The organism is Gluconacetobacter tumulicola, assembly GCF_014174215.1.
Taxonomy (GTDB): domain Bacteria; phylum Pseudomonadota; class Alphaproteobacteria; order Acetobacterales; family Acetobacteraceae; genus Gluconacetobacter; species Gluconacetobacter tumulicola.
Map to the genome: position 1 here is coordinate 84,964 of NZ_JABEQL010000013.1, position 13,292 is coordinate 98,255.

The following is a 13,292-nucleotide window of genomic DNA, read 5'->3' on the forward strand; positions in this document are numbered from 1 at the left end:
ATCGAATGATTTACAGAAAACCCCTGCTTTATGCAGGCAGTACCGCCATCGTGCTTGCACTCGCCGCGTGGGGCGGCAGTCGGCTGGTGCTGGGCAATGGTGTCGACCAATACACGAACGATGCTTATGTCACCGCCGATTTCACCGCCGTCGCCCCCAAGGTGGCGGGGCGGATCGACCGCGTGCTGGCCGAGGATAACGAGGCGGTGCGCGCGGGCGACGCGCTGGCCCATATCGAGGATGACGATTACCGCGCGGCGTTGGATGCCGCGCGCGGCCGGCTGATGGCCGCACAAGGCGCGGTGGGGAACCTGGAGGCGGAACTGGCGCGGCAGGATTCGGTGATCGCGGGTGCCCGGGCGGCGGTGCAGGCCGACCAGGCCACCTTGCAGTTCGCGCGCCAGAACATGGCGCGCTATCGCGATCTGTCATCGGGTGGGGCGGGCACGGAGGAGCAGAAGCAGGCCACCGAGGCGCGCGAGAAGGAGACCGAGGCCACCGTGGCGCGCGACGAGGCCGCGACCGACAGTGCCATCCGGCAGGTCGATGTGCTGAAGGCGCAGCTGGCGCGGGCGCAGGGCGAGTTGTTGCAGGCGCAGGGAGACGCGCGACAGGCGGAATTGAACCTGTCCTACTGCACCATTCCGGCGCCCGTGAGCGGCATTGTCGGCGAGCGCGGGGTGCGGGTGGGGGCCTATGTGCATCCGGGCACCGCGATCCTGGCCGTGGTGCCCACGCAGGCGGCCTATGTGCTGGCGAATTACCAGGAAACGCAATTGACGCATGTGCAGACGGGGCAGAGTGCGACCATATGGGTCGATACCTTTCCCGGCCATCCGCTGAAGGCGCATGTGGATTCGCTGGCGCCGGCGACCGGCGTGGCCTTCGCGCCGATCCAGCCGGACAATGCGACCGGTAATTTCACCAAGGTGGTCCAGCGTGTTCCGGTCAAGCTGACCTTCGACCCCGGCCAGCCTCTGGCCGCCAAGGTCCGTGTCGGCATGTCGGTGGAAGTCAGCATCGATACTGCGTCCCGCCCGTCGGGTCCTCATGCCGGTGACGAACGCTATGTCTGGCGCTGAGAACCTGCCTGGAAATGCGCGCTGGCGGCGATCCGGCCGCTGGGCGCTGGCCTGCGCTTGCCTGGCGGCGCTGGCTGCCTGCACGGTTGGGCCCGATTATCGCAAGCCGGCCGTGGAGAGTCCGCGCGCTTGGCATCAGAGCGTGGCGCCCGCGCCCAGCCATCCGGTCATGGCCTCGACCGATCCGCAATGGTGGCGGCAGTTCAACGACCCGGTGCTGACGGCGCTGGAGCAGGATGTGGCGGCGGCGAATCTGGACCTTCAGGCGGCGTCGCTGCGGCTGATGGAAAGCGCGGCCGAGCGGCGGATTGCCAGTGCGGCGCAGTTTCCGCATGCCGAGGCCAATACGTCCTATGCGCGCGAACGCGCCAGCACCAACGGCATCCTCGGCCTTCTGGGGACCATGGAGCGCGAGCAGGCCGGGACGGTGGCCAGCGGCACGCAGGGTTTCGGCCCGACCGCGCTGCCGGGCAGTGTGGGCAATCCGTCGTTCAACCTGCCGCAATATGGCATGAACGCGTCGTGGGAAGTCGATCTGTGGGGGCATGTAAGGCGGCAGGTGGAAGCGGCCACGGCGGCCATGCAGGCCAGCGAGGACATGCGCCGCGACGTGCTGGTGTCGCTGATGGCCGAGACCGCGCAGGATTATATCGACCTGCGGGGCGTGCAGGCGCGGCTGGCCATTCTGGACCACAACATCGCCATTGCCCGCGACAGCATGCGGCTGACGACGATGCGCTTCGACCACGGGGCGGCGACGCGGCTGGATGTGGCGGATTCGACGGGCCAGTTGCGCGGGTTCGAGGCCCAGCGGTCGCCGCTGGAGCGCCAGCAGGTGCATCTGCTCAACGCGCTGAGTTTTCTGGTGGCGCGCGCGCCCGGCGCGGTGAATGCGCAGCTTGGCAAGCCCGCGCCCATTCCGCCGGTGCCGGCCGAGTTGCCGGTCGGGCTGCCGTCGCAATTGGCCGAGCGGCGGCCGGACATTCGCATGGCGGAGGAGCGGCTGCATGTCGCCACCGCCAGCGTCGGTGTTGCAGTGGCGGATTTCTTTCCGCGCATCACGCTGTCGGGCAGTCTCGACATCCAGGCGCTGCAATTCAGCGGGCTGGGGTCCTGGGCGTCGCGCCAGTACGGGTTCGGGCCGACGGCCACCCTGCCGCTGTTCGAAGGCGGGCGGCTGACCGGGCAGTTGCGTCTGCGCAAGGCCCAGCAGAAGGAGGCCGCGATCCTGCTGCGCCGGACGGTGCTGAAGGCGTGGCAGGAGGTCGATGATGCGATGACCGATCTGGCGACCGCGCAATCGGAACGCGACCGGCTGCGCGAGGCGGTGCGGGAGAACGAGATCGCCGTGGAGACCGCGCGGGCGCAATACAAGGCGGGGTCTTCGGATTTCCTGACCGTGCTGACGGTGCAGAACCAGCTTCTGGCATCGCAGGCCCGGTTCGTGGATGCGACGGCGGAGATTTCGCGCGCGGTCACGCAGCTTTATCGCGCGCTGGGCGGCGGGTGGGAGGCGACCTATCCTGATGCGGCCCCGGCGACAGCGCATGGCTGAGAGCCTGCCTGGAAATGCGCGCTGGCGGCGATCCGACGCGCGTTTCCTGCGCTTCGGTGCTCACGGGCCGCTCTCGCTCGCCAGCCCACAGTTCCAAACAGACTCTGAGGAAAGGATCAGGACCCGATGATCACGATCCGGCGTGCGAACGTTCTGGGCCAGGTGCAGCGGGGGGATGCGCTTCTGCGCTGCCATTTCGCCTTCGGGGCCTATCAGGACCCGCAGCATGTGCATGACGGCCGGCTGCGCGCGGTCAATGTGGGGCATCTGCCCGCCGATGCGGCGTATGTGCTGGGGCCCGAACGGAATGTCGATATCGCGACCTGGGTGGCGGACGGCACGCTGACGGTGCGCAGCGACCTGTTTGCGGACGAGAGCATCGGGACCGGGGGGCTGCATCTGATCTCGACCGCCGCCGGGTGCCTGTCGATGGGCTGGCGCGCGGGGGCGGCCGGGGCGACGTTCGTGCAATTCTGGTTCTTGCCCGATGATGAAGGGGGCACGCCCGTGCAGGAGGCGCGCCCGGCCTTTGCCGGGCTGGAAGAGGGTGGTTTCCGCATTCTCGCCTCCGGCTTTCCCGAGGATGACCCGGAGGAGACGGACACCATCACCGATGGCGCGCCGGTGGTGTTACGCGCCCGCGCCCGCCTGCTGCATGCGGCGATCCCGCAGGGTGAAGGCGCGTGTTACCAGACGACGCAGGGCCGTGCGCTTTATCTGGTCGTGGTGCGGGGTACCGTTACGCTGGAGAGCGCGTGCCTCGGCCCCGGCGATGGCGCGCGGATCGACGACGAGCAGCAATTCATCGTCGTGGCGGGCGAAGATGCCGTGATCCTGCTGGCTGATACGGAAGCGAAATAGAAACCTGCGTGAAAAGGCGTGCCGGCGGTGGCCCGGCGATGGAAGCGGGCGGCAAGACGACCTATGATCGCCTCGGCGCATCGTCGTGCCGGAAGGGAGCATTCCATGGCCGTTGCCGTGCTGCTGTTCGTGGTCGCTGTCGCGGCCTTTGCCCTGAGCGCGGTGTCGGGCGGCGGGGCCGGGCTGATAGTGATGCCGGTGCTGGGGCTGCTGCTGGCGCCGGCACAGGTGCCGGCAGCGCTGTCGGTCGGCACGGCGCTGAGTTCGTTCTCGCGCATCGTCTCCTTCTTCCGCTCCATATGCTGGGGGGTGGTGGTCCGTTTCGTGCCGCTGGCGCTGCCGGCCGCGTGGGGTGGAGTGTGGGCGCTCAGCCGGTTGCAGCCGGTCTATCTGGACCTGCTGCTGGGCGTGTTCCTGATCGGCAATCTGCCGTTCCTGCTGCGCCGGGGGACGCGGACGCCGGGCGTCGTGCGGCCGTTTCGCCCCGCGCTGCTGCCCGTGCTGGGGGCGGCGGCCGGTTTCATATCGGGCTTTACCGGGGCGGTCGGGCTGCTGTTCAACGGGTTCTATCACCGGATGGGCCTGCGGAAGGAGCAGATCGTCGCCACGCGGGCGGCCAATGACGTGTTGCTGCATCTGACCAAGCTGTGGCTGTACCTCTCCTATGGCATGCTGACCGGGCCGGCGCTGCGGGCCGGCCTGGTGGTCGCGGCCGCCGCGATTGCCGCCACGCTGCTGATGCGCGTGCTGATCCATCGCCTGCATGACGATCTGTTCCGCCATGTGGGCCAGGCCGCCGCCTGCGTCGCCGGGGTGGCGATGCTGTTTCAGGCCGGGCAGCAGATCGTGCGGCAGGACCATATGGAAGCCCGCTATGCCACGCATGCGGGCGAGGTGGTGGCCATGCTGAGCTGGCGCCAGCATGTCTTCTCGGTCGAGATCGAGAATCCGGGGGATATCGAATTCCGCCATGTCCACCCGGCATTCGGGTCGGGGCGGGTGCCGCGACAGGGCGAGGGGTGGTATCGCACCTCGGTCCTGCATCTGTCGCCGGCCCAGGGCATTTTCATCACGCGCCGCCTGTCGCGCGCGCGGCCGGTCTGAACGATCCGCCGGAGACCCTGCCGCAATGCATTTCATCCAGACCTTCAACGGGCCGGCCTTTCTCGACACGATCGTCAGCTACGTCTCCGCCTTTCTGTTCGGCACGCTGATCGGCGCCGAGCGCCAGTACCGGCAGCGCACGGCGGGGCTGCGGACCAATGTGCTGGTGGCGGTGGGGGCGGCGGCCTTCGTGGACGTGGCCCAGCGGATTGCCGGCGATGTGGAGGCCGTGCGGGTGATTTCCTACGTGGTGTCGGGCATCGGCTTTCTAGGGGCCGGCGTGATCATGAAGGACGGGACCAATGTGCAGGGGCTGAACACGGCCGCCACCTTGTGGTGTTCGGCGGCGGTGGGTGCCTGCACCGGGTGCGACATGGTGGCCGAGGGCGGGTTGCTGACGGTCTTCGTCATTGCCGGCAACACGCTGCTGCGGCCGCTGGTCAATGCCATCGACCGCATTCCGCTGCAGGGGCGCGGGGTGGAGGCCAGCTATACCGTCAGCCTGCTGACGGACCGCGCGCATGTCGACACGCTGCGCGACCTGCTGGTGGCGCATCTGGAACAGGCCCGCTTCCCCGTCGCCGACGTGGAACTGACCGATCGGGGCGCGGACCAGGTGGAAATCGCGGCCACCCTGACCAGCACCGCCGTCGACAGGGCCGAATTGCAGCGCGTCATCGCCCATCTGGGCACCACGCACGCGGTGGCGCACGCAAGCTGGCTGGTCACGCCTGAATCCTGACCGGGCCGGGCGAGCGCGCGAATCGGCGGGCATGGGCCCGGGCGGCGGATCGGTGGCCGGCAGGCGTGCTCAAAACGGCAACAGACTGATGTTTCTTTTATCCTTGAGGTGCCTGCGGCGCCTCCGTAATTTCGAACTCGAACCGATCCGGGAGGCGATCATTCGTCTTTCGTAGTAAGACGGGCTATCAGGCTCGCCCGTCTCGGGATCATGCGTGGCGCGAACCGGACGCGCGAAGGACGAAGTGAAAAGGATCGAGGAATGACGTATCTCTCCCGCATGCCGGGACTGCGGGGCCGCTTGCAGGCCATGACCTGCCTGGCCGGCGTGTTCTGTACCGCCACGGCGCCGCAACAGGGGGCGCGCGCCGCGACCGGCCCGCATCATCATCGTCATGCCTCGACCACTCACCCGGCGGCAGCCGGCGCGGCCCCGGCCGCCGCGCCGCAGGCCCCTGCCCGCGCGGTTCCGGCGGCGCGCACCCCGGTCCGCGCCGCCGCCCCGCGCGCGGCGACGGCGGAAGACATCTCGGTCACCTCGTCCCGGCAGGCGCTGAATGGCGGCGGCGGCATGATGCGGCTGGAGACGGCGCCGCACACCGTGCAGACCGTCGCCAAGGAATATATCGACATGCGCGCGCCGACCAGCACGGCGCTGGACCTGATCAAGAACCTGCCCAGCCTCAGTGTCTCGACCCCCGACACGGCCGGCATGCAGGGCGGCATGATCCAGGTGCGCGGCCTGACCGACCTGGACATGGGGCTGATGGTGGACGGCGCCCCGGCGGCGGCGGCCAAATACATGGCCGAGGACATCGATTCCGAGAACCTGGAAGAGGTCAACATCACCCCCGGCAGTTCGGGGACCGACCTGCCCGTCATGTCCGCCGCCGGCGGCGTGATGGACGAGCGCAGCCATACGGCGGCGCAGAAATTCGGCGGGCTGATGGATTTCTCCTACGGCACCAACAATCTGTCGCGCGAATTCCTGCGCCTGGAATCGGGCGAGATCGGCAATAGCGGCGTGCGCAGCTATCTCTCGTTCTCCAACACCCACAGCCGGTCGTGGATGGGATCGGGCATCAACGAACGCCACCATCTGGATTTCGGCATCCAGAAGGACTGGCAGAACGGTTCGACCGCCAAGGTGTTCGTGTCGTGGAACAACGAGAACTTCACGATCGACAACTACCCGACCGCGGACCAGTTCTATCGCTACAAGCACACCGGCCAGGGCTGGGGCCGTTCGGACAATCCCAAGAACGACAATTACTGGCAGAACAGCAAGGACCATTGGAACCAGGTCTTTCTGACCGCGCCGCTGCACCTTGTCCTGCCCGCGCGCTTCAGCCTGGACCTGCAACCCTATTTCAGCTTCGGCCAGGGTTGGGATGCCTCGCCCGCCAATCCGATCTCCAATGCTGACGGCTCGGCCTATAACGGCCCGAACCTGACCGGCTTCTTCCTGCAGAATGACACCCGGCAGGTGGGCACGGTGGCCAAGCTGGGTTACCAGATCGACCCGCATAACGCGTTCTCGGTCGGCTACTGGTACGAAAACACCTATACGAACCAGTCCTATCCCAGCGGCAACACCAATGCCGACGGCACGCCGCCCAGCCCGTGGAACCTGTACAAGACCGGAGGCTTCACCTTCGGCCAGAACGCCGGATACGAGATCCATTCGCTGTTCATCCAGGATACCGCGAAATATCTGCATGACCGGCTGGTGATCCATGCGGGCTTCAAGTTCGCCATGATCAATAGCTGGACTGCCAGTTTCGCCAACATCGACGGCACCAAGGTGAAGGGGTCGGTCTGCGACAATAGCGACAATTTCCAGCATTGCAGCAACAACCGCACCGAGCCGCTGCCGCAGCTGTCGATCGGCTACACGTTCAACGAGCATCACCAGATCTATGTCAACGCCGAAGGTGATTATCGCCAGCCGAGCGCGGTAGATATGGGCTGGCTGCCGTCCGGTCCGAATTTCCTGAAAAACCAGTATTCCATCAAGGAAGAGCTGGGATACCGCTATCACGACAAATACATCATCGCCGACCTGTCTCTGTTCAACTACAACGTCACGAACCGCATCGTGAACCAGTATGTGGGCATGAACAGCTTCTCGCCCCTGTCGATCGGCAGCCAGACGATGCGCGGCTTCGACGCGATGATTTCGGGCCGTTCCATCCACGGCTTCAGCCCCTATGCGTCGTTCGAGTATCTGCACGCGACGCAGGACAGCAACGTGATGGACCCGTATACCAACACGCTGATCCATTCCAAGGGCACGCAGGCGGTGATGGCGCCGCACATCATGGCGAATTTCGGCCTGACCTATACCTACAAGGGCTTTTTCGCCAATGGCAGCGTGCATTACACCGGCCCGCAATCGGTCAGCATTGCCGGCGACCAGCGCATGCCGGGCTATGTGACCGACACGCTGTCGCTGGGCTACCACTTCCCGGCGTTCCTGTTCGCCAAGTCGCCGACTTTCCGCCTGAACTTCACGAACCTGACCGGTTCGATCGTCCGCACCGGGGCGATGGGCGTGGTGTATCGCGGCAGCGACCTGAACACGCACTATGTCTATAGCGGCAGCAACGCCCCCACGCTGGGCTATGGCAATTCCTTCATGGTCGAGCCGCGCTTTACCATGACGGGCACTGTCTCGACCGCTTTCTGATGATCCGGCCGGCCCTCCTGTAGGGGGCCGGTACGATTTTCAGTCGTGGCGGGGTGCGCAGGGCTCTGCCCTGCACCCGGAAGGGGGCGTGGCCCCCTTCACCCCCATTCGTTTGGCGGGTGTGCCGTTTGAGGACGGGTCGGTTCGTCTTCTTTTAAGTTCCCGTTCAGAAAAACAGAATATTATCCGACGTGGAATATAGTGTTCCGGCACTATGTCTTGCCACTTCTGGAGAATATCCCCTTGATTGATCAGCCTATAAGGCTTCCGTGGATCGGACCGCTGTATAGAGAAAACAGAGTTTTAATCATGGGGGAAAGCCATCATTGTGACATGGGAGATGAATACTCCATTGATTTGACCACCCACGCTGTTCAGGAGGCAATAAATAGAACATTGCCGTCGTCATTCTTTGATAAGGTAAAGGACGCTGTACTAGGTGCCACGTCCGCAGACACGCCAGCGGGGCAGTTCTGGGGTCAGTTTGCCTTTGCCAATTTCTGCCAGGGGCCGGTTGTCCGGCATGCGGGTGAACCGCTTCAGCAAGCCTCTCCCGATATGTTTCGCGCAGGTGAACTGGCCCTGCCTGTCATTCTGGCCCTGCTCAAACCGAGAAAATTGCTACTCTTTTCCAAAAGAGCATGGACGAAATATACCAACGATATTCCAGCGGTGTCCCGGCATGGGCCAGGCGTAACAATGATGTGCCCTGATGGGAAAAAGACAGATACCTATTTTTATGCATCTGACGCATTATCTTTCTCCGTCAACTGCCTCGCCATTCATCATCCGTCCTGCTGGACGCGCCAAGGGAAAAAATCCGATTACTGGAGCCCTGTCATCCAATCCTTCCTGGATATTGATCCCGTCCAATCCTTGATTTGACTTCCCCATGTATGGAAGAGCCAGAAGCGTTACCGATGCCAGAAAGTATCGGTGCAAGAGCTTTATACCCAGCACATTTGGAAGATTCTGGCCAAGCGGCCGACGAACTACAGTAACTCCGTCCTGACACCAATATGCGGTCCAGCCTCCGCAAGGCGGCGGTCCAGGGTGCAGAGTGTCGTTCCGTGGTCCGCGCAGATGGCGAGATGCAGTGCATCCCCTGCCCGCAGGCCCAGAGCATATTGGTCTGAAAACCGGGCTGCCGTCCTGAATTGCTGGCTTGTTATGGGCAGAGTTTCGAAGCTTTCGGTGGAAAGGCGCGTAAACAATGCCAGAGCATTCGCGCGGTCCGTCACCGTGATCTGGCCGGTTCGCAGCTTTATCGACAGTGCCGAGGAAAACTCCGTAAAGACCCAGTCACTGATGAACAAATCCTCCGGCGCCTGTCCCGCGAGCCACGATTGCATACGGGCGGTCTGTGACTCGTTGGTCAACGCTGCGACCAGCACCGATGTGTCGATATAGAGGCTCAATAGCGTGCTTCGTCACGCATGGTCCGCACTGTTTCAGCGGCCGACTCGGCTTGCCGGGTCATGTTGTCCGTCAATGAGCGTAAAGCATTCAGATCAACAGGTTTGCGGTCGGGCGCGACCCTGGTGATCTGTGCAACGACCTTGCCACGACGCTTGATGCGGACAGGCTCGCCCTCCATCGCCTGCTCGACCAGGCGGCTCAGATGGGCCTTGGCGTCCACCAGATTCACAGTCTGCATCGCCCGCTCCTGACCATTAAACTGGTCACTTGATAGCACGGGCGGCCTTTTCGGCGCATCAAGATTTGATAGTGAAGCGCAAACCCGTCAAATCAATGTCTGCTCCCATCAAACTGCCTTAAGAAAATCCGGTTTCCAAAGGCCGCCGGCCTTTGGTGGGGTTCGGGGCAACGCCCCGAGAAGCCCGCCTGTCCGGTCATGCTTTCAATAGCCGGTATAACGGCCCGGGCGGTGGAAGGTGGCGACGACGCCGCTGATGGCGATGGCGCTGATGGCGGACAGGCCGACATGGGGGAGGTCGATCTTGAGGGTCGACATCGCCAGGATGAAGCAGTCGATCGCGAGTTGGACCTTGCCGACGTTCCAGCCGCGGTTCTTGTAGAGCCACAAAGTGACGACGCCGGTGCCGCCGACGCCGGCCTGGTGGCGGGCGAGCGAGAGGATGCCCATGCCGATGACGGTGCCGCCGAAGAAGGCGGCCCAGAGGGGGGCGATGAAGCCGAGTGTCATGATGTGGGGGAACAGCAGGGCGAACAGGGTGATGCTGCTGCTGACGAGGAAGGTCTTGACCGTGAAGGCCCAGCCCATGGTGCGGCTGGCGAAGATGAGGAAGGGGATGTTGATCAGCGTGAACAATGTGCCCGCCGAGAGCGGCAGGACGTAGGAGAGCAGCAGCGCCACCCCGGCCACGCCGCCGGTGACCAGCCCGGCGCGATGCAGGCAGGCCAGGCCCAGCACGATCAGCGAACAGCCGATCACGAGCGCGTAGGCGTCCTCGAACAAAGAGTGGCGGAGGGCGGTGGACTCGCGGGAGGACGGGCTGGGCATGGCGGCCATGGGTCAGGATCAGGGGAAGGGGCTTTTCCTAGAAAGCCCGCTTCGGCCTGTAAAGGGCGGCCGCACGGCAGCCCTCAATGCGTGGCGCGATCGATCTCGCGGCCCAGTCTTTCGGCCGGTCCCTTTGGCGGGTCCACGGTGTCCTGCACCTTGTTGCCCAGATTGTCGATCTTCTGGCCCAGTGTCTCGGGCTTCTTCTTGCACCCGGTCAGGACGACGCAGCACAGGACGGTGGCAAGTGCGGCGCGGGCGAACAGACGCATATGAAATCCCTTGTTTTTCATGAGGATACAACGTCTTCGGCCGCCGAAGTTTCCGTGCCCCGGTCAGGGGCCGGGCGTGGCGGCGAGGGGCGGTGTGGGGGGTGTGTCGTCCTGCTCCTGCACCTCGACATCGGCCAGGCGCGACTGGGCGAGGCTGAGGGCGGCCGAGGCCGGGGGGCCGGCGTCCGGCTGGACATCGGAAAAATAGAGCATGCGGGTGGGGAATGCGAACAGCACCCGGCGCCCGCGGAAGAAATCCATGCCCAGGATGTTGAACTGCGCGTCGGTGACATCGGCGGCCAGGCTGTCGCCGTGCCAGGTGCCGATGACGGGATGGGTGAAGCGGTGCCGATGGCCGATGATGGCGTTTCCGGCCTCGGTGCGCGAGCGCGGGTCGTCGGCCAGTGCTGCCTGCCCTACCCCGATATCGGCGGCATCGGCCGCGCGCACGATCGAGGCGTTGGAGCCGGGTTCGACCTGCATGCCGATCGGCGCGCCGTCGATCGCGACCTGGACCGTGACATCCATGCCCAGCGGGTTGGGCATCAGCAGGGCGGTATAGGCATGCGCGCCCACCAGCGCCGGCAAGGGGGGGCAGGCGGCGGCCCCGGTTTCCTTGAACAGGGTGACGGTCTGGCCGGGGAAGTCCATCAGCACGTCGTAATTGCCCAGGATATCGTAGCCCACCACGCCCAGCACCGGGCGCCCCGCCACCTTCCTGTCACCGATCTGTCCCAGGATCACGGCCGGGACATGGTGGGCCGAGCCGCGATCGAGCTGGAGCCGGTCGACGACGGTCTCCCTCGTCTCGCCCGCGCCGGTGACCGTTTTCATCTGCAACGACCGGCCATGGTCGTAGCCTATGCCGGGGCGTTCGAAGACGCCCAGCATCTCCTGCGACAGGCTGAGGAAGGCCATGCCCTCGGCCGCGTTGAGCGTGATCGGCACGCCGGGGCTGCCCTCGCCCGTCAGTAATGGCAGCGACAGGACATGGGCGATGCAGCGGCCGTTCCGTGGCGCGGGGGGTGGGGGCTCGGTCGCGCCCACAGGCGGCGCGGCGGGTTGCCCGTGGGCGGCCATCATGGGCCAGGGCAGCATCGTCGCCAGCAGGAGCGGCAACGGCCTGAAGCCGGAGCGGGCCGCACGCCGCCATGCCGACATCAGCGTTTGCCCATCATCGTTCCGCCACGCCCTGCCCCACCATGCAGCGATTTCACCGCATCACGAGAAGGGCCGGCGGTCGAGATGGTAGCGGATCTCGGTGAGCACGCGCGCGATCACCTCGGCGGGCGGGCCTTCGCATTCCACCGTCAGCGCGTGCTCGTCGGGTGTCGGCACTTCCAGCGCGGCAAGCTGGCTGGGCAGCAGGGTGGGCGGCATGTAGTGGCCCTGGCGACGGGCCAGCCGCGTCTCCAGGAGCGATTTGGGCACATCCAGATAGATGAACGTCACCCGGCCCGCCCCCTGGCGCAGGATGTCGCGGTAGGCATGTTTGAGCGCCGAGCAGGTCAGGATGCCGCCGCCGCCATCGGCCAGCCGCTCCACGATCCAGGCGTGACAAAGCGCCAGCCAGGGCAGGCGATCTTCATCGGTCAGGGGGATGCCGGCCGCCATCTTGTCGACATTGGCCTGGGGATGGAGGTTATCGCCTTCCTGATACGGCCAGCCCAGCAGATTGTGCAGCCCCTCGGCCACCGAGGTCTTGCCGCTGCCGGATACGCCCATCAGCACGATGACATGGGGGGGAATCCCCTCCGCCACCGGCAGCGGCGCGTGCCGCTCCGTCTCCGGCGCGCTCATGCCGCCACCAGGCGGGTCAGGCCCTGGCGGCCGGCCACGATGACTTCGGACGTGCGATGGACGAACAGGCCGCTTTCGATCACGCCGACAATATCGCCGATCGCCGCCTCCAGCGCCCTCGGGTCCTCGATCGGGCCGAAGGTGCAATCCAGGATCAGGTTGCCGCCATCGGTGACGAACAGATCGCCGTCGCGCTTGATGCGCAGTGCCACCCGCGCGCCGAGCTCGCCCAGTTGCCGTGCCGTGCTTTCCCAGCCGAAGGGCGTGACCTCGACGGGGACCGGCGAGCGGCTGCCCAGATGGTCGACCAGCTTGCCCTCGTCGACGATGACGACGAAGCGCCGTGCCGCCGCCGCCACGATCTTCTCGCGCAGCAGGGCGCCGCCCAGGCCCTTGATCAGGTCCAGCGAGCCGCGCTCGACCTCGTCCGCGCCGTCGATGGCGAGGTCGAGCTGGGCGTGGGTGGAAAAATCGACCAGGGTGATGCCCAGCGCCCGCGCCTGTTCCGCCGAGCGTTCGGAGGTGGGAATGCCGACGAAACGCAGCCCGTCCGCCCAGCGCCGGCCGAGCGCGTCGATCATCAGCGCCGCCGTGCTGCCCGTGCCGAGGCCGACGGCCATGCCGTCCTGCACCATCGCGGCGGCTTCTTCGGCCGCCCTGCGTTTCAGTTCACCCATCGGGTCTGAATTCTGGCCGCTCATCC

Annotated in this window: 13 protein-coding genes and 1 pseudogene; 7 read left to right on the forward strand and 7 right to left on the reverse strand. The window is 65.5% G+C overall.

Features of this window, described 5'->3' with window-relative positions; genetic code table 11:
* Nucleotides 1-5 precede the first annotated feature (5 nt).
* From HLH29_RS11215 to HLH29_RS11245, 7 genes are all read left to right on the forward strand, one after another.
* Nucleotides 6-1,082 (forward strand): HlyD family secretion protein, encoded by a 1,077-nt coding sequence (locus HLH29_RS11215; protein ID WP_182966781.1) that lies wholly within the window; start codon nucleotides 6-8, stop codon nucleotides 1,080-1,082.
* Nucleotides 1,069-2,637: an efflux transporter outer membrane subunit gene (locus tag HLH29_RS11220; RefSeq protein WP_182966783.1), complete on the forward strand. Its 1,569-nt coding sequence runs from the start codon at nucleotides 1,069-1,071 to the stop codon at nucleotides 2,635-2,637. Before HLH29_RS11215 ends, HLH29_RS11220 begins: the two co-directional genes overlap by 14 nt.
* A gap of 126 nt (nucleotides 2,638-2,763) precedes the next feature.
* On the forward strand, nucleotides 2,764-3,498 hold the full coding sequence (locus HLH29_RS11225; protein ID WP_182966785.1) for a pirin family protein: 735 nt from the start codon (nucleotides 2,764-2,766) through the stop codon (nucleotides 3,496-3,498).
* 105 nt (nucleotides 3,499-3,603) lie between these two features.
* Complete coding sequence (locus tag HLH29_RS11230) at nucleotides 3,604-4,602, forward strand: sulfite exporter TauE/SafE family protein (protein ID WP_182966787.1); 999 nt, start codon at nucleotides 3,604-3,606, stop codon at nucleotides 4,600-4,602.
* A 25-nt stretch (nucleotides 4,603-4,627) separates the two neighbouring features.
* On the forward strand, nucleotides 4,628-5,344 hold the full coding sequence (locus HLH29_RS11235) for an MgtC/SapB family protein (RefSeq protein ID WP_182966789.1): 717 nt from the start codon (nucleotides 4,628-4,630) through the stop codon (nucleotides 5,342-5,344).
* A 261-nt stretch (nucleotides 5,345-5,605) separates the two neighbouring features.
* On the forward strand, nucleotides 5,606-8,032 hold the full coding sequence (locus tag HLH29_RS11240; RefSeq protein ID WP_182966791.1) for a TonB-dependent receptor: 2,427 nt from the start codon (nucleotides 5,606-5,608) through the stop codon (nucleotides 8,030-8,032).
* Between the two features lie 243 nt (nucleotides 8,033-8,275).
* The gene (locus HLH29_RS11245; protein ID WP_182966793.1) at nucleotides 8,276-8,917 is read left to right on the forward strand and encodes a hypothetical protein; all 642 of its coding nucleotides are present in this window, start codon (nucleotides 8,276-8,278) and stop codon (nucleotides 8,915-8,917) included.
* 107 nt (nucleotides 8,918-9,024) lie between these two features.
* On the opposite strand, the gene HLH29_RS11250 is transcribed toward HLH29_RS11245, so the two are convergent.
* From HLH29_RS11250 to rpiA, 7 genes and pseudogenes are all read right to left on the reverse strand, one after another.
* Nucleotides 9,025-9,450 (reverse strand): type II toxin-antitoxin system VapC family toxin, encoded by a 426-nt coding sequence (locus HLH29_RS11250; protein WP_182966795.1) that lies wholly within the window; start codon nucleotides 9,448-9,450, stop codon nucleotides 9,025-9,027.
* Complete coding sequence (locus HLH29_RS11255; RefSeq protein WP_182966797.1) at nucleotides 9,447-9,689, reverse strand: type II toxin-antitoxin system Phd/YefM family antitoxin; 243 nt, start codon at nucleotides 9,687-9,689, stop codon at nucleotides 9,447-9,449. Before HLH29_RS11255 ends, HLH29_RS11250 begins: the two co-directional genes overlap by 4 nt.
* Before the next feature lie 204 nt (nucleotides 9,690-9,893).
* Complete coding sequence (locus HLH29_RS11260; RefSeq protein WP_246374143.1) at nucleotides 9,894-10,526, reverse strand: YitT family protein; 633 nt, start codon at nucleotides 10,524-10,526, stop codon at nucleotides 9,894-9,896.
* 74 nt (nucleotides 10,527-10,600) lie between these two features.
* The gene (locus tag HLH29_RS11265; protein ID WP_182966799.1) at nucleotides 10,601-10,789 is read right to left on the reverse strand and encodes a hypothetical protein; all 189 of its coding nucleotides are present in this window, start codon (nucleotides 10,787-10,789) and stop codon (nucleotides 10,601-10,603) included.
* A 264-nt stretch (nucleotides 10,790-11,053) separates the two neighbouring features.
* Nucleotides 11,054-11,950, reverse strand: a pseudogene (locus HLH29_RS11270) (retropepsin-like aspartic protease); the annotation flags it as partial.
* Between the two features lie 60 nt (nucleotides 11,951-12,010).
* Entirely contained in the window at nucleotides 12,011-12,589 is a 579-nt protein-coding gene (locus HLH29_RS11275; RefSeq protein ID WP_182966803.1) for a gluconokinase, read from the reverse strand.
* The gene (rpiA, locus tag HLH29_RS11280) at nucleotides 12,586-13,290 is read right to left on the reverse strand and encodes a ribose-5-phosphate isomerase RpiA (RefSeq protein WP_182966806.1); all 705 of its coding nucleotides are present in this window, start codon (nucleotides 13,288-13,290) and stop codon (nucleotides 12,586-12,588) included. The genes HLH29_RS11275 and rpiA overlap by 4 nt, the downstream gene beginning before the upstream one ends.
* Between the last annotated feature and the right edge of the window lie 2 nt (nucleotides 13,291-13,292).

What these genes read in the sequence shown, in the direction of transcription:
- HLH29_RS11220 (WP_182966783.1), top strand. Translation starts at nt 1,069, where the DNA reads ATGTCTGGCGCTGAGAACCTGCCTGGAAATGCGCGCTGGCGGCGATCC.
- HLH29_RS11225 (WP_182966785.1), top strand. Translation starts at nt 2,764, where the DNA reads ATGATCACGATCCGGCGTGCGAACGTTCTGGGCCAGGTGCAGCGGGGG.
- HLH29_RS11230 (WP_182966787.1), top strand. Translation starts at nt 3,604, where the DNA reads ATGGCCGTTGCCGTGCTGCTGTTCGTGGTCGCTGTCGCGGCCTTTGCC.
- HLH29_RS11260 (WP_246374143.1), bottom strand. Translation starts at nt 10,526, where the DNA reads ATGGCCGCCATGCCCAGCCCGTCCTCCCGCGAGTCCACCGCCCTCCGC.
- HLH29_RS11255 (WP_182966797.1), bottom strand. Translation starts at nt 9,689, where the DNA reads ATGCAGACTGTGAATCTGGTGGACGCCAAGGCCCATCTGAGCCGCCTG.
- HLH29_RS11240 (WP_182966791.1), top strand. Translation starts at nt 5,606, where the DNA reads ATGACGTATCTCTCCCGCATGCCGGGACTGCGGGGCCGCTTGCAGGCC.
- HLH29_RS11235 (WP_182966789.1), top strand. Translation starts at nt 4,628, where the DNA reads ATGCATTTCATCCAGACCTTCAACGGGCCGGCCTTTCTCGACACGATC.
- HLH29_RS11215 (WP_182966781.1), top strand. Translation starts at nt 6, where the DNA reads ATGATTTACAGAAAACCCCTGCTTTATGCAGGCAGTACCGCCATCGTG.
- rpiA (WP_182966806.1), bottom strand. Translation starts at nt 13,290, where the DNA reads ATGAGCGGCCAGAATTCAGACCCGATGGGTGAACTGAAACGCAGGGCG.
- HLH29_RS11275 (WP_182966803.1), bottom strand. Translation starts at nt 12,589, where the DNA reads ATGAGCGCGCCGGAGACGGAGCGGCACGCGCCGCTGCCGGTGGCGGAG.
- HLH29_RS11265 (WP_182966799.1), bottom strand. Translation starts at nt 10,789, where the DNA reads ATGCGTCTGTTCGCCCGCGCCGCACTTGCCACCGTCCTGTGCTGCGTC.